The sequence below is a fragment of the Pseudoalteromonas sp. Angola-4 genome, from assembly GCF_028599265.1.
Classification (GTDB): domain Bacteria; phylum Pseudomonadota; class Gammaproteobacteria; order Enterobacterales; family Alteromonadaceae; genus Pseudoalteromonas; species Pseudoalteromonas atlantica.
The window spans coordinates 161,999-187,904 of record NZ_JAQREK010000004.1; the positions used below are offsets into that span (position 1 = coordinate 161,999).

The 25,906-nt window shown below is 39.5% G+C and carries 24 protein-coding genes and 1 pseudogene; 17 read left to right on the plus strand and 8 right to left on the minus strand.

The window, feature by feature from the left end; all coding sequences use genetic code 11:
- The first annotated feature begins 34 nt into the window (after positions 1 to 34).
- The 7 genes from PSH48_RS07605 (at position 35) to PSH48_RS07635 (ending at position 5,446) form a co-directional block, all read left to right on the plus strand.
- Positions 35 to 538, plus strand: coding sequence for a hypothetical protein (locus PSH48_RS07605; RefSeq protein WP_126009391.1), 504 nt, complete (start codon positions 35 to 37; stop codon positions 536 to 538).
- An 89-nt stretch (positions 539 to 627) separates the two neighbouring features.
- The gene (locus PSH48_RS07610) at positions 628 to 1,497 is read left to right on the plus strand and encodes a hypothetical protein (RefSeq protein WP_273611273.1); all 870 of its coding nucleotides are present in this window, start codon (positions 628 to 630) and stop codon (positions 1,495 to 1,497) included.
- Positions 1,494 to 2,219, plus strand: a complete 726-nt coding sequence (locus PSH48_RS07615) for a hypothetical protein (RefSeq protein WP_273611274.1) — start codon at positions 1,494 to 1,496, stop codon at positions 2,217 to 2,219. Before PSH48_RS07610 ends, PSH48_RS07615 begins: the two co-directional genes overlap by 4 nt.
- 237 nt (positions 2,220 to 2,456) lie before the next feature.
- Complete coding sequence (locus PSH48_RS07620) at positions 2,457 to 2,723, plus strand: hypothetical protein (RefSeq protein WP_096042758.1); 267 nt, start codon at positions 2,457 to 2,459, stop codon at positions 2,721 to 2,723.
- 89 nt (positions 2,724 to 2,812) lie between these two features.
- Positions 2,813 to 3,592: a hypothetical protein gene (locus PSH48_RS07625; protein ID WP_096042759.1), complete on the plus strand. Its 780-nt coding sequence runs from the start codon at positions 2,813 to 2,815 to the stop codon at positions 3,590 to 3,592.
- A 145-nt stretch (positions 3,593 to 3,737) separates the two neighbouring features.
- Complete coding sequence (locus tag PSH48_RS07630) at positions 3,738 to 4,256, plus strand: DUF6795 domain-containing protein (RefSeq protein ID WP_024032856.1); 519 nt, start codon at positions 3,738 to 3,740, stop codon at positions 4,254 to 4,256.
- 23 nt (positions 4,257 to 4,279) lie between these two features.
- Complete coding sequence (locus PSH48_RS07635) at positions 4,280 to 5,446, plus strand: lipase family protein (RefSeq protein ID WP_024032855.1); 1,167 nt, start codon at positions 4,280 to 4,282, stop codon at positions 5,444 to 5,446.
- A gap of 14 nt (positions 5,447 to 5,460) precedes the next feature.
- Here PSH48_RS07635 and soxR read toward each other — a convergent pair whose 3' ends face one another.
- The gene (gene soxR, locus PSH48_RS07640; RefSeq protein ID WP_273611275.1) at positions 5,461 to 5,922 is read right to left on the minus strand and encodes a redox-sensitive transcriptional activator SoxR; all 462 of its coding nucleotides are present in this window, start codon (positions 5,920 to 5,922) and stop codon (positions 5,461 to 5,463) included.
- A gap of 77 nt (positions 5,923 to 5,999) precedes the next feature.
- On the opposite strand from soxR, the gene PSH48_RS07645 reads away from it, so the two are divergent.
- The 5 genes from PSH48_RS07645 to PSH48_RS07665 all read left to right on the plus strand — a co-directional run bounded on the left by PSH48_RS07645 (position 6,000) and on the right by PSH48_RS07665 (position 9,930).
- A complete protein-coding gene (locus PSH48_RS07645; RefSeq protein ID WP_138576565.1) occupies positions 6,000 to 6,473 on the plus strand; it encodes a flavodoxin family protein in 474 nt (157 codons plus the stop codon).
- 64 nt (positions 6,474 to 6,537) lie between these two features.
- Positions 6,538 to 7,050: a DsrE family protein gene (locus PSH48_RS07650; RefSeq protein ID WP_273611276.1), complete on the plus strand. Its 513-nt coding sequence runs from the start codon at positions 6,538 to 6,540 to the stop codon at positions 7,048 to 7,050.
- Positions 7,050 to 7,673 (plus strand): GDSL-type esterase/lipase family protein, encoded by a 624-nt coding sequence (locus PSH48_RS07655; protein ID WP_273611277.1) that lies wholly within the window; start codon positions 7,050 to 7,052, stop codon positions 7,671 to 7,673. Before PSH48_RS07650 ends, PSH48_RS07655 begins: the two co-directional genes overlap by 1 nt.
- A 126-nt stretch (positions 7,674 to 7,799) precedes the next feature.
- The gene (locus tag PSH48_RS07660) at positions 7,800 to 9,350 is read left to right on the plus strand and encodes an EAL domain-containing protein (protein ID WP_273611278.1); all 1,551 of its coding nucleotides are present in this window, start codon (positions 7,800 to 7,802) and stop codon (positions 9,348 to 9,350) included.
- A gap of 58 nt (positions 9,351 to 9,408) precedes the next feature.
- On the plus strand, positions 9,409 to 9,930 hold the full coding sequence (locus tag PSH48_RS07665) for a hypothetical protein (RefSeq protein ID WP_273589165.1): 522 nt from the start codon (positions 9,409 to 9,411) through the stop codon (positions 9,928 to 9,930).
- A gap of 33 nt (positions 9,931 to 9,963) precedes the next feature.
- On the opposite strand, the gene PSH48_RS07670 is transcribed toward PSH48_RS07665, so the two are convergent.
- Complete coding sequence (locus tag PSH48_RS07670) at positions 9,964 to 12,213, minus strand: TonB-dependent receptor (RefSeq protein ID WP_273611279.1); 2,250 nt, start codon at positions 12,211 to 12,213, stop codon at positions 9,964 to 9,966.
- Positions 12,214 to 12,492: 279 nt separating this feature from the next.
- Here PSH48_RS07670 and PSH48_RS07675 point away from each other — a divergent pair.
- From PSH48_RS07675 to PSH48_RS07690, 4 genes and pseudogenes are all read left to right on the plus strand, one after another.
- Positions 12,493 to 13,503, plus strand: a pseudogene (locus PSH48_RS07675) (LacI family DNA-binding transcriptional regulator); the annotation flags it as partial.
- A 164-nt stretch (positions 13,504 to 13,667) separates the two neighbouring features.
- The gene (locus tag PSH48_RS07680) at positions 13,668 to 14,906 is read left to right on the plus strand and encodes an MFS transporter (RefSeq protein ID WP_273611280.1); all 1,239 of its coding nucleotides are present in this window, start codon (positions 13,668 to 13,670) and stop codon (positions 14,904 to 14,906) included.
- Between the two features lie 16 nt (positions 14,907 to 14,922).
- Positions 14,923 to 16,425 carry a trehalase family glycosidase gene (locus tag PSH48_RS07685; protein WP_273611281.1) on the plus strand — a complete coding sequence of 501 codons (1,503 nt, stop codon included), beginning with the start codon at positions 14,923 to 14,925 and terminating at the stop codon, positions 16,423 to 16,425.
- Between the two features lie 172 nt (positions 16,426 to 16,597).
- Positions 16,598 to 17,287 carry a response regulator transcription factor gene (locus PSH48_RS07690; RefSeq protein WP_273611282.1) on the plus strand — a complete coding sequence of 230 codons (690 nt, stop codon included), beginning with the start codon at positions 16,598 to 16,600 and terminating at the stop codon, positions 17,285 to 17,287.
- A gap of 129 nt (positions 17,288 to 17,416) precedes the next feature.
- On the opposite strand, the gene PSH48_RS07695 is transcribed toward PSH48_RS07690, so the two are convergent.
- The 4 genes from PSH48_RS07695 to PSH48_RS07710 are packed head-to-tail and all read right to left on the minus strand — an operon-like array spanning position 17,417 to position 20,543.
- Positions 17,417 to 18,190 carry a CsgG/HfaB family protein gene (locus PSH48_RS07695; RefSeq protein ID WP_004587046.1) on the minus strand — a complete coding sequence of 258 codons (774 nt, stop codon included), beginning with the start codon at positions 18,188 to 18,190 and terminating at the stop codon, positions 17,417 to 17,419.
- Positions 18,190 to 18,615 (minus strand): curli assembly protein CsgF, encoded by a 426-nt coding sequence (locus tag PSH48_RS07700; RefSeq protein ID WP_004587047.1) that lies wholly within the window; start codon positions 18,613 to 18,615, stop codon positions 18,190 to 18,192. The genes PSH48_RS07695 and PSH48_RS07700 overlap by 1 nt, the downstream gene beginning before the upstream one ends.
- Positions 18,605 to 19,003, minus strand: coding sequence for a curli production assembly/transport protein CsgE (locus tag PSH48_RS07705; RefSeq protein WP_004587048.1), 399 nt, complete (start codon positions 19,001 to 19,003; stop codon positions 18,605 to 18,607). The genes PSH48_RS07700 and PSH48_RS07705 overlap by 11 nt, the downstream gene beginning before the upstream one ends.
- A gap of 37 nt (positions 19,004 to 19,040) precedes the next feature.
- Positions 19,041 to 20,543 carry a curlin gene (locus PSH48_RS07710; protein ID WP_273611283.1) on the minus strand — a complete coding sequence of 501 codons (1,503 nt, stop codon included), beginning with the start codon at positions 20,541 to 20,543 and terminating at the stop codon, positions 19,041 to 19,043.
- 572 nt (positions 20,544 to 21,115) lie between these two features.
- On the opposite strand from PSH48_RS07710, the gene PSH48_RS07715 reads away from it, so the two are divergent.
- The gene (locus PSH48_RS07715; RefSeq protein ID WP_273611284.1) at positions 21,116 to 23,617 is read left to right on the plus strand and encodes a S8 family serine peptidase; all 2,502 of its coding nucleotides are present in this window, start codon (positions 21,116 to 21,118) and stop codon (positions 23,615 to 23,617) included.
- 140 nt (positions 23,618 to 23,757) lie between these two features.
- Here PSH48_RS07715 and puuE read toward each other — a convergent pair whose 3' ends face one another.
- Both puuE and PSH48_RS07725 read right to left on the minus strand, forming a co-directional pair.
- Entirely contained in the window at positions 23,758 to 24,696 is a 939-nt protein-coding gene (gene puuE / locus PSH48_RS07720; RefSeq protein ID WP_004587051.1) for an allantoinase PuuE, read from the minus strand.
- 1 nt (position 24,697) lies between these two features.
- Positions 24,698 to 25,903, minus strand: a complete 1,206-nt coding sequence (locus tag PSH48_RS07725) for a urate hydroxylase PuuD (RefSeq protein ID WP_273611285.1) — start codon at positions 25,901 to 25,903, stop codon at positions 24,698 to 24,700.
- Between the last annotated feature and the right edge of the window lie 3 nt (positions 25,904 to 25,906).

Here is a 25,906-nt window from a genome sequence, read left to right on the forward strand (position 1 = left end):
TTAGACTTAAACCTTTTAAACTGGGAAGTCGTAGATGAAACCAGGCAAAAAATTAAATTTTACTATTAATTCAAGTGAAAAAGTGTGTAGTCATTTACATGAATTTATTGATAAAGAAAGCGAAATAATTCCAAAACCATATATTATTGGTGTCAGTGCTGAACATTATACTCTGACTTGGTACTGTGAACTTTGTTGTCAGCAATATTCCTTGCCGACTCAGGGAGTATTTTTATTTGACTTTCCTGAAGATAAAGAAGAGTACGACGACCTTGCTTCTTTGAAAGAGCTTTATAGTTTTAAAGATTTAAAGTCATACGTTGATAGTTTACTTAATTTTAAAGTATCAGAAGTATGCGATAGCAATCCATTTTTAGCATTTGATAAAGATGAAGGCTCTACTCCAAAACACGTTAATCAAGAACTATTTTATTCGTTATCGAGATTAAACGATGAAAAAGTAGAGCAGATGGTAGAGAAAACATTAATGGTGCCATTTGGTACTGAGGTTGTCTTAGACGATTCAAATAACAAATAATTAGGAGACACACTTTAAATAGTAGGTGTCGATTTACTACTAATAAATTTTAATTTAAAAAATATAACATTAAAGAAAAGGATGTTTCGATGGCAGTAATCAGAATAACTCATTCTGTTGGGTTGGGTGGGATTAACAGTTCAAGTGATGTAAAAACGGTACAAACCGCGTTAAATAAATTACTAAAACTCATCCCGCCTACTCAAACTTTAATTGTCGATGGTCGCTTAAACCCTCGTCCAGAAAACTCAAAAACTATTGCTGCTATTAAGTTGTTCCAAAGCAAAGTCTTAAACATGGTTCGACCCGATGGAAAAATATATCCGAATGATGCTACTTTTCGTAAAATTAATGAAAAGTTAGCTAGTGCTGCAGTAGTAGTTGTTGTACCAATATCGGGCAATTTAAAAACGAAACTAAAACAAAATATGATGAAATATGAAGGTAATGTTCCTCATATGTATTTAGATACAAAAGGGTATGTAACCGTGGGCGTAGGTCATTTATTAAAAGATGTTGAAGCGGCAAAAAAAGTTCCTTTTACGATTCGTGATACTGGAGCCGTAGCATCGGTAAAACAAATTGAAGAAGAATTTAAACTCATTAAATCAAAACCTTTTGGTAGTCAAGCAGCTGCTTTTTACAAGCCTTTCACAAAGTTGGTAACTACAGAGGCAGTAAGGGAAGCACAAGTTGAACAGCATATCAAAATATTTGAAAGTGAGCTTAAGCGCATATATGGCGCATCAGAATTTTCAAGTTATCCCAATGATGTAAAATTAGCGCTATTTGATATGATTTTTAATTTAGGTATGCCAGAACTTAAAGACAAGTTTCCTAATTTTAATAAACATATGAAAGTTCGTGATTTTAACCAAGCAGCCATTGAATCAAATAGAAAAGATGTATCAACTGAACGTAATACTTATGTACGAAACTTATTCAAGAGTGCAAAATGATAAAAAAAACTATTTTACTTGTATGTATTGGTATTTCTAGCGTTGCATGTGCAAATATAAAAGAAAATAAAATAGCTCCAACATATAGTTTAGAGAATAAAACTGACGGATATTTTATGGAACCGGAAGTCTTAGAAACGCGGGAGCAGGTTAACGCTTTATTTAGTAAAAGCTGGTTTTATTCCTATGAAGTTGTTTTAGATAGAAAGCCAGCTATTAAAGTTGATAGTTGTAAAGTTTTATCAAAAGCGTTACGTGAGGGCTATAAATCCTCTGATTATAAACAACAGAACGCACTAATAGCTACTAATAAAATATGTACTACGTGGGCTGATATGGGGAAGTTAAAGCCTTCAAATGAAAGCTTTTTAGGTTCATTTAAACACGGTGCAGCATTACCAAAAAAACTGCCGCCTGAGTTGTCTTTAATCATTTCAAATGATGATGAGCGCCGCTTAGCAAAAGCGAATAGCTGGGAAGAAATGAGCCATATCCAAAAAATGGAAACTGTCAATGATGATCAAGCTATTTATTACGACAACAGTGGTGGTATCCAAAGGTTAACGATAATGGCGAAGGGCGATTATAACCAAGATGGCATTGAGGATGTTGTGTTGCATATGGCAAATGCAGTCGAACGTGGAAGTTATTCTTCTTCTTATAGTTATGTTGTGACACGACTAGCCGCGGATGCGCCATATACGCTTCTTAAGCAATTTTAATTTTATCGTTTGACACTACATATTAACATGGAGAAAACACTCACTATAAAAGCGAGTGTTTTCATTTATGCTCAAGTACAACTATAAATATCATTTGTAATCGCAGTGATTGAATTGAAATGCATACTTTAAGGATAAGACCTTTATATTATTAAATTTAACTAACAAATCCACATTTCAATTCTACATAATTAAAAGGAGCTATAAACGCCAAAATTCAGGTGTTTTATAATTATTATGGAACAACAAAACCAACAAACATTAACTAACCTTGTTTACGATATATACGAAAACCCAACTTTAATAGAAGAGCATCAAGTGCTTATCATGCCCTTGTTGAGCGATTTAGTTGCCACAGCACCAGCTGGGTTTGAGGGTATGGCGACGATGATTAATACCCATATTTCTAATGGGTTTAAATTCAAAAATCCTAAAATACAAAAATTTGAACTTGAGTCAGGGCTTTTAAAACTTAAAACATACTTTCAAAAAATAAACCTTTAATACCTACCTCTCTTTTTTATTGAGCACCCACATTTTTAATTTTAATGCAGCACGTGTGCTGCATTTGTTTTTCTCATTAAGGATGATGTATGAGCCTTATTACCACGAGTATTTTAATGCTGTTTTTACAGCCTTTATTTGTATATTTAGCTCTTTTTAAAGAGTCTGAGCAAAGTGCCCGAAACCGTTCCCTAGATAACGAAGATGCTATGTATCTATTTATAGCGCCAGGGTTAGCTGTATTTTATCCTGATGACTTTTGGCAGGCGGTACTTTATTTAGGAACTGTATGCCTATTAGGTTTAATGCTCGCCATTATTGTAAAAAGCAAAGCTAAAAAACGATTAACAAGGGATGACGCTATCGGGTTTACAATTGCCAGTTTTTTATTTTTTTGGCTTATAAAATTAATTATCGGTGGGATAGGGTACCTTTTTAGCGAAAATGCCGCGAATGGTTCAGCGGCCGACATAGGCCAGCAAGCTTTTTCATCAACTTCAGGTGAGCTTTTAAACTGGGGGTATTTATATTATCAGTTTTGGCCAACGCTATACTTTTCACTATCTATGCTAACCACTTTAGTTATAAAAATAATTGAAAGCCGGTTTGATAAACATTCAATTTCAGGCTCGCTGTTAATTTTGGGTGCAGTTTTAGCTGGCGTATCACCGTTATTTGGCAATGCTTTTATTTTAGGTGTGATAGCTAACTTTTTTATATTTTTTGTTGTGTGTACGGCATGCATAGAAATTGATAAAAAGAGCGATCCTTCAGCCGGTGCTATTAGTATTATGTATGCTTTTTTGCTTATGGGCGGCATCATGTTTAGTGGCATTGGTAAATTAATATATACGCTATTTTATAATTAGATTAGTGATTGTTTTTTGATTAAAAAACATGCAGTATAATTGTACCTAATTAGACCCCTACTTTTTCAGTATAAATATGGCTGGTGTAATTAATTAGCCATATATATTAAGTAGTTTATAGCTAGGCCTTGGGAGAGAGTTTGCTTTGTTTTTATCGCGCTTAAAAATTTTTGTATTGGTAATAGTCTCTATTGCCGTTGTTTTTTTTACTACATCACAGGCTTGTGCAGATATGTTTGGCTTTTTTAATAAACAAGAATTTTATTTATCGGCTCCAGTAAAAGGGCAGTTATTAGATAATGGGCAGCCAGTTGCAAACACTAAAGTGATGCGCTCACTTACCTATGGCGATGAATACGTTGATGAAACCACAACAGATGAACAGGGTTATTTTACCTTCACAGAAAAAACAATAAAAACAGGTAAACCTTCTAATATGTTTGATAACGACTCGCTGGTTCAACATATTTATTTAGAAAACGGCACGCCAGAAGGGATTGTTTTGTGGTACACACTTGTTTCAATTCATGAAGATAGCGATACACTCAAAGCGCTTCTTGCACACTTAGAGTGTGATATTGGCCAAGAGCCACAAACTTATGATATTCCAATTAAAGAAGATACAAGCCACACTTTTGCGATATACACATCATGTAAACTTTAACTATTTATTTAAAGGGAACTTATATGAATACTTTGACACCCACTCAAGCCGTACAATTAGCAAACCTTGCTTATAAAGCAAAAAGTATTAAAACCACTAATTTACTTAATCGCACACTTCATGCCTCTTTGCGCGACAATTTTAACTTTTCTGTTAACCCTGGCGCAGTACAAGGGGTAACGGGCAGCTTTTTTTCTCATTTATTTAATTTAAGCACGGGCTTTGCCTTAGTAGGTCATGGGCTTGGCGCGTATGAGGGCGATTCGGTTATAACTATTCGGGGGACTAACTCGCTAAGAGATGGATTAACCGATGGGCACTTTGGTGTGAGTGGTGGGTCAAATGGCAGTATGGTGCATGCTGGTTTTAATAAGACCTTTTATAGTATGAAGCCTGCGCTGCAAGAGTTTATAGCAGCGAATATTCAAGATAAAGTAACGGGTTGCGTTCATTTAGTTGGCCACAGCTTGGGTGGTGCGTTAGCGACGCTTTCTGCTGATTGGATCAAAGCTGAGTATTCACTTCCTGTAAAATTATATACGTTTGGTTCGCCACGTGTTGGGCTTGAAAACTTTTCTCGCGCAGCAACATCCAGAATCGATAAAATTTATCGCTGTACACATGGGGCTGACCCAGTGGCTAAAGTGCCTTTATGGCCTTTTTCGCATGCTCCGCACAATGGCCAAGAAATACGTTTAGATAGTGGACAAGGTTTAAAAGGTGCTGCTCATACTCTTGCTGGTACGCCTGGCTACTTAAACACTGCCAATAGCAATAATTGGAACAACTTAACTATACAAGCTAATAACTTTTTAAACATGCCTGTGCGTTTAAAATTTGAAGACAGAAATCAAGCATCATTTACCTCACATTGGGCAGATAAACTAGGTGCTGCACTGATTACCCTTTTAAAAGATGCTGGCTACTACAGCGCAGTTGCTGCCCAAGCAGCTATTGGTACTGGGCTCACTTTTTACGATATGTTGGCGCGAACGCTTGATAAAATAGCTAAAGCGTCCGCCTCGTTTGCAACACAAACCTTAGGTTTACTAGGGCATATGTTAGTGTTTGCAGGCAAAGTAATTAGTAAAGCGGTGGAGCTGACTTATAGCTTTATAAAATCTGTATTCGACTCAACCCTAGGCGCTTTATACAGAGCTGCAAGAGAAGGGCTTAGCGGCCTAGATTAACCTTAACTTAAATCTCAATCTCGCTCTAACAAAATAGCACCACTTTGGTTTTCGCCTAAGTGGTCGTTTTTGTTATAAATAGGGCACTTACTTATAGACAAACACCCACAGCCAATACAGCCATCTACGCGGTCGCGTAGGCGCTGCATATACGCTATGCGCTCATCAAGCTGTGCTTGCCATTGCTTTGAAAGGGCTGACCAGTCTTTTTGTGTGGGAGTGCGCTGCTCAGGTAATGTGGCCAGGGTGTGTTTAATTTCATCAAGTGTTATTCCCATGGCTTGTGCGGCTTTTATTACCGCTATACGGCGCAGCACATCTTTTTTATAGCGGCGTTGGTTGCCGCTATTTCGCCAACTACGTATGAGTCCTTTTGTTTCGTAAAAGTGTAGGGTTGATACTTTTACGCCGCTGCGCTTGGCGACATAACCTACGGTTAGGTTAGCCTCGGTTAGTTTTTTTTGATCTATTGGCATTGTTTTAAATTTCCAGTTGACCTCAATATAAGTTGAGGTTTTAAGCTTCTTTCAACATTAAAAAAGGAGCTAACTAAATGCAACAAAAACTTAAGCGGAGCACTGTTATTATTTATTCAAGCGCACGTAAAAATGGTAATACGCAGGCACACGTTAACAGCTTTGCTGAACAAAACGATGTAAGGATAATATGTTTAGATGATTATAAAATAGCGCCGTACTGTTATAACAAAAACTATAAAAGCGATGACTTTTACGCTGTATTTGAAGCACTGTTAAAGTATGACCACTGGGTGTTTGCCTCACCCGTTTATTGGTACAGCACCACGGTACAAATGAAGTTATTTATTGATAGAATAACCGACTACATGGACGATGAAGCATTAAAACCAAAATTACGAACGCTGCGTAGTAAGCATTTTTCAGTGCTTTCTAATGCGTCATCAACTGAAGCGCCGGCGTGTTTTGTAGAGCAATTTAAAAATACGTTTAGTTATTTAGGTATGCAGTTTATTAATCATCACCATAAAAGTACCCAAAAGGTTGCTTAAATTGCAGCCTTTTTTGGTTGTCTCTGGTAGTTTAGTAATACGCTTAAAAACACAGGATTGTTTTATGAAATATTTACTAGGGTTAGTGCTGCTTTTTAGCCCGTTTATTAATGCTAATGAGCAACCAATTAACGGGTTTGGTAATTATTATAATGTACCCGAGCATGACAAAATTAATAGCTCAACGGTATTTAAAATAGCATTTGATGTTGCCGATGGTGCTAAAAAAGGCGAGCAAAATAACTCAATAAATTCGCTAGCGCGTTTTATTAACATGCATGTAGCGCATGGTGTAAAGCTTAAAAACATTCAACTTGCATTAGTTGTGCACGGCAGCGCGAGTGTTGATGTGTTAGCTAATAGCGAATATAAAAAACGCTTTAGTGCTGACAATAAAAACCAAGCGTTAATTGAGCAGCTACTTGCTAATAACACTCAGGTGTATGTGTGCGGGCAATCGGCAACTCACTTTAAAGTAACGCCTGAATTGCTTATTGATGGCGTAAAAATGTCGCTTTCTGCGATGACCACGCACGCACAACTTCAACAACAAGGCTATACGCTTAATCCATTTTAATGACGCAAATAACAAAAAATATACTCTGCTTTGGCGATTCTAATACGTGGGGCTTAAACCCCGAAACAGGTAAGCGCTATGATGAAAATACCCGTTGGACGGCGCGGTTACAGCAACAGCTAGGCAGTGGCTTTACCGTAATAGAGTCGGGGCAGCCAAACCGTACGCTTGTGAATAACCCGCCTTTTACGGGGGAGCTTAATGGTATTCGCTATTTAAAACCCGATTTGCAGCAATACGCTTTACACACGCTCATTATTGCACTTGGCACTAACGATTTAAAAAAGCGTTTTAACTTACCCCCAGCAGATATAGCCACCGGCCTTACGCATTTTATTGGCTCTATTAAGCAATTTTACTCGCCTGCTAACTTACCGAACATAATTGTTATTGGTCCTTTATTTATTAACCCTCAGCATGGATTAAGCCATATTTATTTAAACTGTAGTCAAAAGTTACAACCCTTAAACGCTCTCTTTAAACGTGTAGCACACGAGCACGCGCTTAATTACGTTGATATATTACACCTTAACGGCCCCCTAGGGAGTGATGGTATACATTTAAATAGCCAAGGCCATAAGCAGCTTAGCGATATACTCAGCCACCTGGTTTTGCAATTATAATGTAAACAAATCAATAAATTAAAAACGTAATTTGCTTTAATTATTTTATAAGCTTGATTGCTTTTATGCCCAGATATGCAATTATTATTGCACCTGACTCACACACAGCTTCTTTAAAAAGGTGTTATGAAACAATATCAACGTAGGTCTTTAATTGCAGTATTAAGCGGTGTCGTGGTTTTTATTATATGTGCTAGCACACTGATGTACTTTGCTGCACAAAAGCTAAGTAGGCAGTTAGCGCGAGATTCAAATTATATTGTTCAACACATAGATGCTGCCGCAACAGAACGTAGAAAAATTTTAACCCGCCTAAATAACGCAAACGCTAAACAATGTAATAACAATACATTGATAGAAATGCGCCGCGCGTTGTTTGATGCACAATACGTGATAGATATTGGCTTTTTTACAAATAATGAGCTGGTTTGCACCACCGGTGCAGGAAAGCTGGCAGCTACAATTACCGATAATCCTCCCGACTATATTCGAATTGATAAATACGATAATAAACCTGTGCGCGTAAGGTACGAACCGCAATTGTATTTGCTTTTGTTTAGTGGTCGAGCAATGGAAGTGATAATTGTAAGGCAAGGTAATTACAATTTAATAGTCGATACGCGCGCTTTTAACGATAAAGTAATTGTTTCTCCTCAGTGGGAAGTACTTTATAAAAACACGCTCGAGGCGTTTCATTTAGCGGGGGCTAAAGGGGTTTATGAGCAGGTAAAAAATCACTCATTTTTACCTTATGAATCAATTATAAAATGCAGTACTAATAACCCCGGGTACTGCGCAGCCGCACAACTTCCGTGGAGCCAATTTTTTGCTGATAATCAATTTTTATTGATTATTTCGCTTATTTTAATTTCGTTAGCGGGTGTATCAAGTGGACTGTTAATTGACTATAGCTTAGCGGCTAGGCGCTCAACTATTACGCGTGTGCGCAAAGGCCTTAAAAAAGGCTCATTTTATTGGACCTACCAACCCATTATTTGTTTGCAAACAGGTAAAGTGGTTGGCTGTGAGGCGTTGGCCCGTTTTGAAGATAAATACGGGGTTTTATTTCCTGATCAATTTATTCCTATTATCAGAAAAACCAATTTAACGTGGCGCTTTACCCAAGCCATGATTGAAAAAGTACTACATGAGCTAACCACCGTTGAGGTATTACCGCGCAATTTTAAAATTTCTATTAATATTTTTCCCTACGATGTAGAAACAGGCAATATTGCGCTTTTAAAAGACATACCTGCACTCACCGATTCGCGCTTTATTATTTGTTTAGAAATAACAGAAGACGAATACTTAGACTCAACAGTTGCCCATGCCCACTTTAAAAGGCTGGTTGAGGCGGGCTTTAATTTATCGATAGATGATTTTGGTACGGGTTACTCTAACTTAAAAAATCTACAAAACTTGAGCTTTCATCAGCTTAAAATTGACCGCACCTTTGTACAAGACATAACAACACAAGGCTTAAAGGCCTCAATGATCCCCAATATTATGGCGTTGGTACGTAAGTTTAACTACACCTGTGTAGCAGAAGGCATAGAAACAAATGAGCAAGAAGCCATACTAAAACAAGCTGGCGTACATTATGGCCAAGGCTGGAAATATGCCAAGCCTATGGCACTTCGTGAGTTTAAAGCGTATTTAAAATTGCAAACGGTTTAAACGTGTTTTACCTCATATACGTATCAGTATGATATTTATAACAGTGTAAGGTTTTAAAATGATTAAAATAATAGCCAGTGCATTTATGGTGTTAATGCTTAGTGCGTGCTCAGCCCAATACCCAAATCAGCAAATTACCGGTAAGCAGTTTCCTACCATTAGCGGCCAAAGCCTAGATGAGAAAAGCGTAACCATACCGAGTAATTTTAAAGCCGATAAAACCTTGTTACTCATAGGCTATAAACAAGATAGCCAATTTGACATAGACCGTTGGTTAATTGGCTTAGATATGACAGGAGTTACATTACCCACTTACGAACTGCCTACCATAGCAGGTATGGCCCCGCGTATGTTTAGTACATTTATAGACAGCGGTATGCGCAAGGGTATACCAAAAGAGCTATGGGGCGGGGTAATCACTATTTATGAAGATGGTGAAGCTGTGCAAAAATTTACAGGTAATAAAAACCCAAACAATACTCGCGTTGTTTTAATAGATAGCAAAGGTAAAATTTTACATTTTTACGATAGGGGCTTTTCGGTAGAGGCGCTTAATAAACTAAACGAAAAAATAAAATAAAGGGAGCCAAGCTCCCTTTATTATTAAGAGTATTTAAAACGCATAACTTACACTAAAGCGCGTAGTGCGTGGCATAATATAGCGGCCATTTGGGGCATCGGCATTACGTGGGTCGCCCTCTGTTATACCTTGCTCATTCGTTAAGTTATCAATGGCCAGTTGTAGTTTTATGCCTTCCATAGGTTCTAAAATTAAACCTAAGTCTACTTTTTCGTAGCCATCAAGAGTCACCGTGTTTTCGTTGTTACCAAAGCGGTCATCAACAGCCGACAGTGTGCCATATAACGTGGCATACATACCTTGTAGCTCAAAGTCGTAGCTAGGTGTGATACGCACTTGCCACTTTGGCTGACGCTGAGATTCATTTCCTTCATTGGTTGGGCTTTGCGTAATTTCAGTTTCTTGTAGTGTGGTATTTAAATTAACCGAAAAACCCGACTGATGATTAAAGTTATAATCAAGCTCAACACCGTACGCTTCGTTTGTTAAAATTTCTGCAGGTACACCAGGGCGGCGTACAAATGTATCGCCCTTAACTTCGTTAACAAACAAGGTAGCGTAAAAGTCTGTAGAGTCAGAAATTAGCTTGTAGCCAAATTCGCCTTGGGTTACTTCTTTAATTAGCTTTTCGCCGCCTTCATAAGCGCTAAAGTTATCTCTAAAGTCGTCAAAGTAAGGCATTTTATAACCACGGTTTACGCGTGCAAATACACCCATGTCATCGTTTATTGAATAGTTTATCCCCGTTGTCCACGATGTTTTACTTTCATCATAGTTAACTGTTTTGGTAATAATTCCATCAAGGTCTTCATCAACACTGTATTCTACTTCATGACTTTCGTGGCGCACGCCTGCATCTAATGTAAAGTCGTCGGCAAATTTGTATTGAGCTGTTACATAAAACGCATGGGTGCGCGCATCACCTGTTGAGCTAATATCGTAGTTAAAATCGCAGCCATCAGTGCTTTGATTACACTCAATGCCAGTTAGCGACTCGCCGCCGGCTTCTAGTACGTGGTAAGCCGTATTACCTAAACTCCACCAATCGTTTGCCGATGTACTAGCTGTGTAGTAACCAAACGTGGCTGATAAATTATCAAATTGCTTTGAAAACGCTAAATCGTTTGTAAATGAGCTAATTTCTTTTAAAACAACCCAGCGGCCAAGTTGTTGTATTGGGGTGTCGCTTGCGTACTCAGTATTGGTTACTGCACCAAATGCGGTTTGCCCATTATCGGCAACTTCACCAACCGTGGTTGCTGAGCCACTTGGCACCAACCCGTATGTATTGGCATCCCCTTTAGTTATATTAAAGCGGTCAGAAAATTGCCAACCATTATCAAGCTCTAGTTTAATGCTACCGCCTGTTACATGGCCGTCCCAGCCTCGGCCATCCCCTAAGTCAATATCGTGTGCTTGTGCATCGGGGCCGGTAAAAATGGTTGCTTGGCGGTTTAACGTGCCAAGTTGGGTATATTCTGCGTCAATCCCTCCAATATTAAGTGGGGTAGGTAAGTACCATGCACCATGGTCATCTGTTTGACGGGTATAAAAATTAAGCTCGCCATTATCTAAATCTTTAGTGATATTAATGGTAAATTGGCTGCCTTTCTCAGAGGTAAAACCTGCATCACGAATACCCGGAGAGCTTTTTACATAGCCGCCAACCATAAAGTATAAATCGTCAGTAATTTCACCACTAATAACAGCATCTACTCGTTGTAGGTCGTAATCAGATGTTGTGTATTTAAATAAGCCCTCGGTGTCTTCACTACCGCGCTTTAGCCTAAAGTTAGTTGTTAAACCCGGTTGGCCGTTTGATAAAACAGGGTTTGGCCCACCGCGTAAAGCCTCCATGGTCTCAATCGTTTCATCAATTCTAAAAAGTGAAGAGTTTTCTAAAAACGATAATGTAGGGGCTGGGTAAACGGGTGACCCTTCAATACTTAGGGTTAAAAATGGGGCGTCACCGCCGCCAGGAAAACCACGTACAAATACATTGGCACCAGATTCACCCCCTGAGCTTTCTACCCAAACCCCAGGTACGGCTTTAAACAGATCGGCAGTGCTTTTAGGTGAAAGTTTAATAATTTGCTGGCTATCAATATTTGTAACAGCGTAGCCTGCATCAATTTTTCTGATGCCGACCCCGGTAGGTGTGCCCGAAACAACAATTCGCTCTACCTTGGTTTCTTGTGCTTGCTCTTGTGCAAAGGTGGCGTGTGAGCTCAAGGCTAAAGTTATAGCGCACGCTAATGTACTTTTTGCTTTATTGAATGTCATGTGTGATCCCGTTTTTAGTGTGTTAAACAGTGTGTTTTTTACTGCGCTGTAAACAAAGTTTTTATGTAAACAGGCTGTATATGATGAAACCTTAAAGATTAATGCAAACGTTTGCAATATTTATTTGTAAATTATTTATGAATTATATTTGTAGAAATATTGAGCGTAAAAGCCTAGGTATGGCTTTTTTAGCCTGTGAGGCAAGCCAGAAAAAATTAATAATGCTATATTGTCAGCTAGTTACATTAAACATTAGTTAGTACAACGCGGCTCAGGGTTTTCATGGATAACAAAAAAATAAAATTAGCTGATTTAGCAAAGCTGGCAGGGGTGTCTACCTCTACGGTTTCGCGTGCTTTAAATGACAACCCGTTAATAAAACAAGAAACACGCGATAAATTAAAACAACTCGCTAAAGAGCATAATTTTAGTTTAAACACCGCTGCAAGCCGCTTACGAACGCAAAAAACAAATGTTGTTGCTGTTATCATTAACTTAGATGAACAAACCGAACAATCGATTAGCGATCCATTTTTACTTAAAGTGGTTAGCGAAATTAATCTTGCACTTAATCAACAAGGGCTAGAGCTTTTATTGTCTAATTCAATAATGGCACAGCACGATTGGGCCAATTATTTTATTAATGGTCGAAGGGCCGATGGCATTATTGTGGTTGGGCAGGGTAAAGATCAGCGCAATATAGAGGCGGCTGCTAAAGCGGGGATCCCTTTGGTTGTGTGGGGAGACCCTAAAACACCCAGTAATTACCCTATTGTAGGCAGTGATAACTACCTAGGTGGAATGCAAGCCACTGCGCACTTAATCGAACACGGTGCAAAAAATATTTTATTTTTAGGTGACCCAGAGCACGGTGAAATTAGTGAAAGACACCGTGGTTATGCGGCTGCGCTATCTACACATAAACTAGAGCAGCACGTTGTTTCTATTGATATTACTAGTAGTTCGGCGTATCAAGAAATTAATAGTCTATTGCGCGAAAAAGGGCTCTACTTTGATGCAATAATGGCTTGTAGCGATATGGTTGCCTTAGGGGCAATGAAGGCGTTAAAAGAGCGCTATGTCAGTATTCCTAATGATGTTGCATTGGTTGGCTTTGACGATATAGCAATGGCAGATATTAGCCATCCGTCGCTTTCAACAATTAAACAAAATACTCAATTAGCGGCTGAACTTTTAGTTAAAAAGCTTATGCAACAATTTATGGGTCAAAAAGTTGAATCTCAAGTTATTGATATAGAATTAATAACTCGTCAATCGAGCAAACGTTGATTTATGGATGATAGATACAAATTTTAAAACTTAAAATGCAAACGATTGCATTAAATTTTATTCTACACTAAACTCAACGTTCACTGACACAAACACACACGCTAATTACCCAAAGGTGTTAGCTTTAATCGTTATGGCGCACTGCGTTATAAGTAAGGCAAGCTATGAGTAAAGCAAAAATCACACTAGCAATTGCTGCAAGCTATTTTATTTTCGCAATATTATTAAATAGCGTAGGAACAGTCATTTTGCAGGCAATAAACACACTGGGCGTTAGCAAAACTGAGGCGTCTGTTTTGGAAGGCTTTAAAGACTTATCAATTGCGATAATATCTTTTGTTGTTGCCTCGTTCATTCCAAGGTTAGGGTATAAGCTCGCAATGTTAGGGGCTTTAGCGGTCGTTGCATTAGTGTGCTTAAGCACCGCACTGATCAGCGAATTTTATATGTTTAAAGTGCTATTTGCAGTGATAGGCTGTGGCTTTGCGGTAGTCAAAGTTTCTGTTTATTCGATTATTGGCCAAGTAACCGAAGATGCGAATAGTCACTCGTCACTTTTAAACACCATCGAAGGCATTTTTATGGTGGGTGTATTAAGTGGTTATTGGATTTTTACCGCCTTTATAGACCCAAGCCAAAGCAATGCGTGGCTCAATGTTTATTACGCGTTGGCTGCGCTTACTTTAATTGTATTACTAAGTGTTGTTATTGCACCGATTGCGCCGGCAATTGATAAAAATAAAACTGACTCTAGTTTGAGTGACTTTATAGCCATGCTTAAATTAACATATCAGCCCTTGGTGCTTATTTTTATTATAAGTGCATTTTTATATGTTCTTATTGAACAAGGCGTAGGCACTTGGCTGCCAACCTTTAATAACCAAGTTTTACAATTGCCTGTGGCTATAAGTATTCAGTTAGCGAGTATTTTTGCAGCGGCGTTAGCGTTTGGTCGCTTAGTTGCGGGGCAGGTGCTTAAGCACATTAATTGGTTTTTTGTGCTGTGCGGATGCTTAGTCGCCATGGCATTACTTATTATTATAACGTTACCCCTAACTGAAAACCTACCTAATACAGCAATCACTAGCCTATTTGATGCACCACTAGCTGCATTTGTTTTGCCCCTCATTGGCTTTTTTATGGCGCCAATTTATCCAGTGTTAAATTCGGTAATGCTCAGCGCATTAGAAAAGCACCAGCATGCAGCCATGACAGGGTTAATCGTTGTGTTTTCAGCACTTGGAGGCACAACTGGTTCAATGATCACAGGCTACGTATTTGAGCATTTTAGTGGTCAGCACGCATTTTACCTGTCGTTAATTCCCATTAGCTTAATTTTTATAAGCGTGATTATTTTTAAACAGCGCACCCGCGCCATTTCTCAGCACGCTGCCAGCATATAATTGATTTAGGATTGTTATGAATTTTTTTGAGAGCCAGTTATTTAAAGATGTACAGACCCAACATATTTTTGATGACTGTAAAACATTTGCAGATGCAACTGCACGAACCAGCTGGCAAAGTGCGTGTAAAAACTATGAGCAAGCAGCACCGCTTAATCAAGCCCAATTAAAAGAGTTTGTAAATGCTCACTTTATTACGACCCCCTTACTACGTATGCAAAGTGAGCCAGATACCGCAAGTGTTAAACACTACATTAACTCTTTGTGGCATGGTTTGAGACGGGCGGCTGATAAACCTAAAGCCGATTCTTTATTAGCATTAAAGCATAGCTACATTGTGCCTGGTGGGCGTTTTCAGGAAATATACTACTGGGATAGCTACTTTACAGCGCTCGGCTTAATTGATGCTAATAAACCCGAGATTGTTGAAGATATGCTGCAAAACTTTATCGACCTTATAAACGATTATGGGTGTATTCCAAATGGCAACCGCAGTTACTACTTATCGCGTTCACAGCCACCTATTTTAGCGCTTATGGTTGAATTACTATGGCAGCACGAGCACAGTAAAACCAATAATGTAGCATGGCTTGAAAAATGTGTTGATGCGCTTGAAAAAGAGTATGCGTTTTGGATGCAAGGCGCAGAAGAGCTTACGAACGAGAAAACGGCACTAAGGCGAGTTGTAAAAATGCCATGCGGTGGCAAGTTAAATCGTTATTGGGACGATGAAGCAACCCCTAGGGCAGAATCCCTGAGAGAAGATCTGGCACTCGCAGAGGGCTTAGCTGAGCATAAAAAGCCCGACTTTTATCGACATATACGTGCTGCATGTGAATCTGGCTGGGACTTTAGTTCTCGCTGGCTAGCTGAGCCTAATTCACTTAGCTCTATACAAACGACCGATATATTACCCATTGATCTTAATTGTTTGCTTTATAACCTAGAAAAACAGCTTAGGAAGTTTAATAAGTTGCTAGGTAATAACCAACAAGCCGATTTATTTAGCGACTACGCAGCAGCTCGCCGCACACTGATTAATAAATACATGTGGAGTGAGCAACAACACTTTTTTGTTGATTATAATCATCACAAAGCGAGTCAATCTAAGGTGTTAAGCGCTGCCGCAAGTACTGCATTATTTTTTAACTTAGCGTCTGAGCAACAAGCTCAACATATTGCCGAGCGACTAAGCCGCGACTTTTTAAAGGCCGGTGGCATAGTTACTACCGTTACCTCTACATCACAGCAATGGGATAGCCCTAATGGGTGGGCTCCGCTGCAGTGGTTTGCTGTTAAAGGGCTTAATAATTACGGTTTTAGTGATCTTAGTAAACGTATAATGCAAAACTGGTTAACAATGGTAGAAAACGACTTCTCTGTTAATCAGTGCCTATTAGAAAAATACAATGTGTGCGTGCCTCAATTAAAAGCAGGGGGCGGAGAATATGTAGTACAGCAAGGTTTTGGCTGGACTAACGGGGTTACCTCACGCTTTTATACGTTATGTGAGGACTGATCAGAGCAGTATTTTATATGAAAATAATTCATTCATTATCATTAAGTTATTGTAAATATTAACTAAATATTATTGGTGATTGTTTTATGCCGTGTATGAATAATACCAAGGGCGCATTGTAAGTTGTTAATAAATTCGGTAATGTGGTCTAAACATTTCAAGGAAGAAATCTATGCTACAACCACACGCCGTTTTTGTAAAAACCACGTTTCAATCTTCTTTTCACTGTGAAAGCTACACAACTATATTAAAAACCATGCAAGCTATTTTTGGCGATATTAAAATGGACGACGTGATCCCTAAAAACGAGAAAAGGGACAAGTTTGATTTATTTTTAATTGATGGCGCTAAAAATAACTGGTTAGATTTGCTGCCTGCCGACTTAATTTGCCTCGCTAAAAAGTATAAAGTTGTCTTATTTAATGTAGAGCCCAATGCCGTGTGCGAAAAAAACCTACTGTTAAATCATTTCAATGGCGTGTTTTATAAATCAGATGCACCAGAAACTATTTTTAAAGGGCTAGTTAGAATAACCTCAGGCGAGTTATGGTTTACGCGAAAGGTTATATCAAAAGCGTTTTCAGATATTCTCTCGGTTGCCTCTTCGTTTAATAGCCTACAAGAAGATATCACCCTAAAAAAAGGGGATTATGCGCACCTTACTAAACGTGAAAAATCGGTTATTCACTTAATTGCTCAAGGGGCGAGCAATAACGCCATTGCCGATAAACTTAATATAAGTGACCACACCGTTAAAACGCATTTGTACAGTGCCTTTAAAAAAACCAATTCTCGTAACCGTGTTGAATTAGCAAATTGGGCTCAGCGTTACATATCGGTTTTATTACCTATGGCTAAGTAGTTATAGCAATTTTTTAAAAACGATTGTTGTATACACTCATATAAAAAAGGCTACATCATGTAGCCTTTTTTATTTTTAAATTATAGCCTTATACTAATTCGCTTAATCAAATGTTATTGCGCATTGGTATTACGCTGCTTTTTGTGCCCACAACCCTCTATCAATTCCTTTTGTAATTAAGTCTGTGAGTGCTTTTTCAATGGCTTGGGTTACACATATGCTCATCGGTTCGTTATCACTAAAGCCGGCTTCGGCTTCGGCTAAGCGTTTGTAGCTTACGTACCTAAAAAATCCTGCACGCATTTCTTGGCTAAGTACTTTTTTGCTCGTGGCTACGCTAAGTAATACTTGGCCAGTGCGAACATCAACTGCGCGTAAATATATAGATATTGCATCTTCACGGTATAACTCAGATGCGCCAATACCAAAGTATTCCATTCCTAAACCGCCTGTTTTTACATTGGTATCGTAGCTAATAATACCGCCTTCTAAAATTATTTTAGCGGTTGTTAGGGGCGGTAAATCTGGTTGGTTAGGGTTGTCAGATTGGCCTGCACGAATAATTTTTCGCTCTGTTAAAATATTTTGTAAGCCTTCGCGTTCAACCGGTGTAAACCAATCAGACTCGTGCAGTGCTTGCACTAAAATAGAGTTAGCACCTTGCGTTACTGCCGTTGAAAACGAGCTAACATTAGTTTGCGGTTTGTATTGGCCTGTTTGATCTCTAAACGAATATACAGACACAGGGATACTGCCTACAGGTTTAGGTAAGTTTTTTAAATCACTAAATATTTCAGTGGGTTCTAATGTGGTGGCGACTTGCTGTGAGGGAGGGATTAAGTTTCCCATACTTGAGCAACCAGTTATGGCTAATAGAGTTATTGTTATGAGTATTTTGCGCATTATCCAAACCTCGGAACTTCGATGATCACGACAGAGTCATCTAATATATTGGTTATTTTTACTGTAATAGTGTCGGTTGTGCTGGTGATGACTTCTATTTGATAATCGCCACTCATAAATATTGAGTCTTGGTCAAATAGGCTGTCTTCAATTTCTTCACCAAACGCCATATCGGTAATTTCTCTTACCATGCGGTTTAAATAGGTGCGCTCTAATGAGTCTTGAAATTGCTCGGCGTAGCCTTTTTCGATGGTTGGGGCTTTGTGTTTGTTTTGCGCTTGCGCTTTACTAAGCAGCATAGTGGCATTGAGTGGGTTACCACCAAAGCTTGGGTTGATTGGGGTATAAATTATTTCAGTTGCCGAGGCTGAAAAACTAAGTGTTGTTATTATTATAAGTGCTATTTTTTTCATTTTACCATCCATTTACTGCCATATCGGGTGACGATGTTGCCATATTTGAGCGTGCCATCGCGTCTATTACAGTGTAAACAGCTTGCTCAACGCGTTCGTCGAGGGGCGCTAATCTACGTCCTAAATAGGTTACATACACGAGTTGGTTATTCATAATTAGCGAAAGCTTTGTGCCAGCTTTTGGTATTACTGTTTCTCTTATTTCTATATTAAAACCAGCGGTTGAAGGGAGATCTCGCCAGTAATTTGAAAACTCGTAATAAAATTGATGGCCAAAACGACTAATGCTTCTATCAAGCAGTAAGCCATCTATTTCTAGTTCTTGCGCAGCATTGCTTAGCGAAGAAAAAAACAGAAAAAAACTCAGTAGGTAGTAACGTAAGAGAATATTTATTTTCATAGTAAAATGGGGAGGGTTAACCTCCCCACCTCAATAATTACATTTGCGTAATTGTTGCTGTGTTGCCATCACCAATTTGCGTAACAGAAACCGTGCTGTCGTAGCCAATTACTGAGCCTTCAACAAGGTTATCGTTACCTACTTGAGTGACTGTAAACGATACGTTTTCACCGCCCACTAAAAAGGCTGACTGCTCAACGCCGCTTACCCAGTTACCTTCACCTTCTTGTGAAATATCAATACTGTGGCTACTACCTTCAACCATCATATCGACTAGGTTTAACATGCCATCTTGCGCAATATCGATTTGGTTATCGTTACTATCTAAAATACCAGCAAGCGTAACAACTGCCTCGTTTTGAGCACCACTTTGGGCAATATCAATATCGTTATTGTTTGATGTAAGCGATACATCAGGGTACGACGATTGCACCAGCATGACGTTTTCATCACCAGATTGAACTAAATCAACATCGTTATCTGTGCCGTTAAAGTTAGCAAGGTGAACAGAGTTTAAGTCGCCAACTTGAGTGGTTGAAAACTCATTATCAGAGCCAATTACACCCATGTAAGATTCGTTAAAGTCACCGTTTTGTAGTGAAGTTAGCTCGTTGTTATCGCCAATTAAATCGGCTGTCATTAAGTTTTCAGCGCCAACTTGCGTTGCTGTCACTTCGTTATTTGCACCTTCAAATAAGTTTGATTCAATTGTATTTAATGAACCTTCTTGATCTAAATCTATTTGGTTATCATCGCCAACAACAGCTGCAAACGTTACTGCATTTGTTAAGCCATCTTGCTCAATTTCAATTTCATTTGCATCACCAGAAATTGAACTAAATGCTACAGCGTTACGGTCGCCGTTTTGTTCAACTTCAAGCTCATTTTCATTACCTTGTAAGCTACTTACTTTAAAGGTATCCCAGTAGCCGTCTTGAAGTAAATCAAGTGTATTTTCATCGCCTGAAAGCATGGTGATTTCTGCTTCATGCCATTCACCCTGTTGTAAAGACATGATTTCATTTGCATTACCTTGCATATCCATGTTGTAGAACCAGTGGCCGCCGCTACCTTGCTCTACATCAATAAGGTTGTCATCACCGGTTACGATGTTAATCGCTTCGTTATTTACGAAAAAGCCTTGGCCAAATTGGCTAACAAATAACATGTTGTTGTTACCTGTTACCTCAGAAATAAACCCATTAGCAACGCCATCTTGCGAGTACACTTGCGTGTTGTTATCGCCAGTTGTTGTTACTTCGGCATAATTACCAAATTGGCTTTGCACAACTTCAGTGTCGTTATTGTTACCTGTGGTGGTCACAAGCATGGTGTTGCTGTCGCCTTCTTGATAAAGAAACGCGTTATTTTCATTTGAAGTTTGGCTGAGGGTTAAGCTGTTTTCTAGACTCTCTGTAGATACCTGTGTACTTAGTTGCGAGCTAGACACTGACTTGTTTTGTGTATCTGCGTGTGAGGCAAAGCTGGTACCGACTGCTAATGCAACAGCGCAGCTTAAAAGTGTTTTATTCAACTTCATTATTATTCTCCTTGAAATAGTAAAATCAAATACCTTAAGTGTTATAAATTTTAATAAGATATTTTCGCTCAGCATGCCGTGCTGAAATAATGGTGTGATCCACTGTTAATTTGATTTTGTAAATCGTTTGTTATTACAAATACTAAGTTTAAGCCTGTCATTTTTATTAAACATAAAGTGGCTAAACTTTTTTGTAAGAACACTTTCACTGTATTCTCCCCGGCGAAGGACTTAAATCATCTTTTTTTACCAATTTTATTTTTTTATGTATTTCATCGAGTTATAAAAAAGTATCTATATAGGAACAAAACTGGGAAGGAAAACTAGTAAAAATGTTTGGTCCTTAAAAAGGTAAAAATGGCGGACGGTAATTCATAAAAATGACTGTGTTGTATGTTTTTTTGTTAATCAGTCTGGTTAAAAATGTTGATTTTTAGTTGTTTGTTATTTTTTGACTTGTGTAAATCCATATTTATTAGTTTTCTAGTTCTATGCCACGTGATCCTCTTGTATTTGAAGTTGTAAGTAAACTTACTTAGTACGGCTAAGTTAAACCAACTATGGATAGAACAATGAAAACAAAATTATCTATTATCACTCTTGCTTTACTCCCGTGTTTAGCTGCTGCAAAACTACCTGATGCAGGTGTTAAACACCCTGTTGTAGCAAGTAGTGATGCTGTAATTGTTAAATACAAAAAAAATGCATCAGCACAAATGCGTAAACAAGCGCGTTCGTTAGTTAAAGCAAAAATTTCAGATGTAAACGCTGATGAAATTGATGATAACTATAAGTCTTTACTTTCTGGGCGGTTAGCTAAGTTTAAAATTTCGGGCATGAGTACTAAAGAAGCCATTGCACGCTTAAAATCTCACCAAGCGATTGAATACGTTGAGCCTGATTACCAAGTAAGCATTGCTCAAACGCCTGATGATCCGCGCTTTGATGAGTTGTGGGGTTTAAATAACGACGGCCAAACAGGCGGTACTGCCGATGCTGATATTGATGCAGTAGAAGCATGGGATATTTCGACAGGTAGCCGCGATGTTGTGGTAGGTGTAATTGATACTGGTATTGACTATAGCCACAGCGATTTAGCTAGCAATATGTGGGTTAACAGCAGTGAAGTGCCTGGAGATGGCATCGATAATGACGGTAACGGCTTTGTAGATGACGTGCACGGTATTAATGCAATTACCAACAGCGGTGACCCTATGGATGATGAAGGCCATGGTACTCACGTATCGGGCACCATAGGCGCAAGTGGTAATAACGCAACAGGTGTTGTAGGCGTTAACCACGAAGTATCGCTGGTAGGGTGTAAATTTTTAGATGCTGCAGGTAATGGCTCAACATCAGATGCAATTAAGTGTATTGATTACATGGTAGGACTTAAAAATGCCGGTGTTAACTTACGTGTTTTAAATAATAGCTGGGGCGGTGGCGGTTATAGCCAAGCATTAGCCGATGCAATTGCCTCAAGCGAAGCAGCCGATTTACTGTTTGTAGCGGCAGCGGGCAACGACACCATAGATAACGATGTAAACCCGCATTATCCTTCTAACTACGAAAACGCAAGCGTGTTATCTGTAGCAAGTACGGATCAAACCGATAATATTTCGTGGTTTTCGCATTATGGTTTAACCAGCGTTGATATGGGCGCCCCTGGTAGCGCAATTTTATCTACTACACCAGGTGAGAGCTATGCGTCTTACTCAGGCACATCAATGGCGACTCCTCATGTAGCTGGCGCTGCAGCGCTAGTGCTATCTATTAACCCAGAACTTAACACGCAAGAGCTTAAAGAATTACTAATGAGCTCTGGCGATGCCAACGCTGCACTGCAAGGTGTAACGGTGGCAGGTACGCGTCTTAATGTTAACCAAGCACTTATTGATGCAGATCCTACACCTGGCTTTAAAATTTCAGCCGATCCACTTACGCAACAAATTGTAGCGGGCCAAGCTACAAATTACACATTTACCATTGGCTCAATTGCCCAGTGGGATGAAGAAGTAACGCTTGAACTATCATCAACATTAAGCGGCGCTTATTTGTCGGCTAGCACGGCTCGCCCTGGTGATGAAGTAATGCTTAACGTTGAAACCGACACTGATACACAGTGGGGTGAATACGAGCTAACCGTTACTGCAACAGCGGATGAAATTGTTAAACAGCAGTCAGTTAAATTAATGATTCAACCGGTAGGCCTAAACGACTTTACCTACAGCAGTAATGCAAGTGTTGATATTCCTGATAACTCGCCAGTGGGCGCCGTATCATTAATTAATGTACCTGATGATTTAACTGTGTTTGGTACAACAGCGGATGTTGATATTACGCATACTTACTCAGGCGACTTAGTGGTTAAGCTAGTATCAGCACAAGGCACGCAAGTAACGCTACAAAGCAACGTGGGTGGTTCAAGCGACGACATAGTGAGAAGCTTTACGTCTGAGTCATTTAACGGTGAAGTGGCAACAGGTGATTGGACGCTACACGTTGAAGATACCGCAGCAGCCGATACGGGTACCATTAATACTTGGTCTCTTACATTAAGCGCTATTGGTGAAGTTAGCCCACAACCACCGCGTGCGGGTTTTGATGTAGAAACACAAGGTTTAACCGTTAACTTTACTGATTCAAGTACGGATGCAAATAACGATATTACACAGTGGAGCTGGGAGTTTGGTGATGGAGCAACTTCATCTGATCAAAACCCAATGCATGTTTATGCAGCCTCTGGTAATTATGATGTTGTACTAACCGTAACTGACAGCGAAGGCAATACAAGCACGTCAACGCAAACGGTTGTAGTAAGTGATGTAGAGCTTGAGCTTACCCTTAAACGCGCTAATAAATCTCGCCTTGATACTATGCGTGTAGATTTAAGTTGGGAACGTGTTGGCGCTGAGTCATTAAGCGTATACCGTAACGGTGAGCTGGTTGATACCACATCAGACAACGGCCGTTACCGCGACTACGTACGTGGTGCTACATTACCATCGTACGATTACCAATTATGTGTAACTGAAAATGTATGTTCTAACATCATTACAGTGTCATTTAATTAACTACTCCTAAAGTGACCTTAAGCCCAGCACTGCTGGGCTTTTTTTGTTTTACGATAAATCTAATAAGCTCTTAGAGTTTAGTTTTAACGGCTCACATCTAGGCTTCATTATACCAATGCGCATAACTAAATGATTAAGTACTATTGCGGATTGGTATTATACGGATGAGTTTTAAGCCAGTGCTCGGCGATTTGTTCGCGCGTGGCAAACCACACTTGCTCATGCGATTTAGCATATTCCAAAAACCGTGCAAGGGCTTTAATGCGCCCAGGACGGCCAATTAAGCGACAATGCAGTCCTATCGACATCATTTTAGGGGCGTTTTCACCTTGTGGGTCGCCTTCTTCATAAAGCGTATCAAACGCATCTTTTAAATAATTATAAAACTGATCGCCGGCATTAAAGCCTTGCACTGCAGCAAAGCGCATGTCGTTTACATCAAGCGTGTAGGGCACTATTAACTGTGGTTTACCTTCTTTAATACTGTAAAAGGGTAAGTCGTCGCTGTAATCGTCGGCATCATATAAAAACGAGCCATTTTCAACCACAAGGGCTGCTGTGTTAGGGCTTGTGCGCCCGGTGTACCAGCCTGTGGGCTTTTTACCAGTAAGTGTTTGAATGATTTCAATGGCTTTTTGCATGTGCTCGCGCTCGGTTTGTTTATCTATATGTTGATAATTAATCCAGCGCAGGCCGTGGCTTGCAATTTCGTGCCCAGCTTCAACAAACGCTTTAGCTACATCGGGGTGGCGCTCAAGGGCCATTGCCACAGCAAAAATGGTGACCGGTATATCGTATTTTTTAAAGAGTTTAAGTAAGCGCCACACACCTGCGCGCGAGCCATATTCGTAAATAGACTCCATGCTTATGTGGCGGTCTTCTACATGGGGAGCGCTGACTATTTCAGATAAAAACGTTTCGGCTGCTGCATCACCATGCAGTACACAGTTTTCACCGCCTTCTTCGTAATTTAATACTACTTGCACGGCTATACGGGCTTTATTAGGCCAGTTGGCATGCGGAGTGTGTGCACCATAACCAATTAAATCGCGCGGGTAATGTTTAAATTGCTCGCTCATGTTACTGCTCCTTTTTTACTGCGCTAAGCCAAGTGCCAAGCACTTCACGCTCTGCATCAGTCATTTTGGTCATGTTAGCCAATGGCATATCTTTGGTAATAACGGCGCGAGTATGAATAAGTGCACTGGCTTTTTTTACATCAGCAAGTGAGTCGAGCTTAAAGCCGAGCGGCGCGGTTTGAAAAAGCTTCGATGTAGGGGTTTCACTGTGGCACTGTGTACAGTGTTTATTAATAATATCCCATGCTTGCGCATCACTTATACTTGCTTGTAGCTCATTATTCGCGTTTACAGAACTACTTGGCCACGGTGCAATGGCTAGCATTAACGCAAAAAACGCGGCAATACCGCTTATTAGTACTGAAGGCTTATTAACACCTTGGTGCTTTAAATTAAAAAAGTGGCGTATCCACATACCAATAATAAAAAAGCCAATAAGCACTAACCAACCAAACTCATGGCTATAGGTATACGAAAAATGGTTACTTAGCATAATAAAAATAACTGGTAGGGTGGCGTAGTTATTATGTACTGAGCATTGCTTTGCTTTTAAACCCGGCGCTGAATCAGGAATGCGCCCAGCTTCTACTTCGCCTACCATGTAGCGCTGTGCAGGCATTATAATGTGATATACATTACCGGCCATACAGGTACCAATTAATGCACCAACATGAATATACACTGCGCGGTCACTAAATAGCTGATCAACCCCATACGTCCATAACGCTAAAAAGCCTACACCTAGGGCAATAAATGCCTTGCCGTTTTCAACAAGCGGGCTTTTACATAATAACCGATAAACACCATAGCCTAAGCCTATAAAACCAAGTGATGCACCAATAGCTGCAAACTTACTGAGCTCACTTTTACTGGCATCGAGTAAATACACATCTGCGCCCACATAATATAACAGCGTAAATAACAGCGCGCCGCTGATCCAGGTTGTGTAGGCCTCCCATTTAAACCAATGTAGGGTAGAGGGCATTTGTTCTGGGCCATTTTGATACTTAGCCACTTCGTAAAAGCCGCCGCCATGAATAGCCCATAAATCGCCTTTTATGCCTTTATCTTGTTTCCATTGTGGCGGTGTTTGTAAGTTATTATCAAGCCACACAAAATAAAATGAGGCGCCAATCCACGCTATACCTGCTACCACGTGAAAGTATCTAAACACCAAATGAGCAAGCTCAAATAAATAGTTTTCCATCGG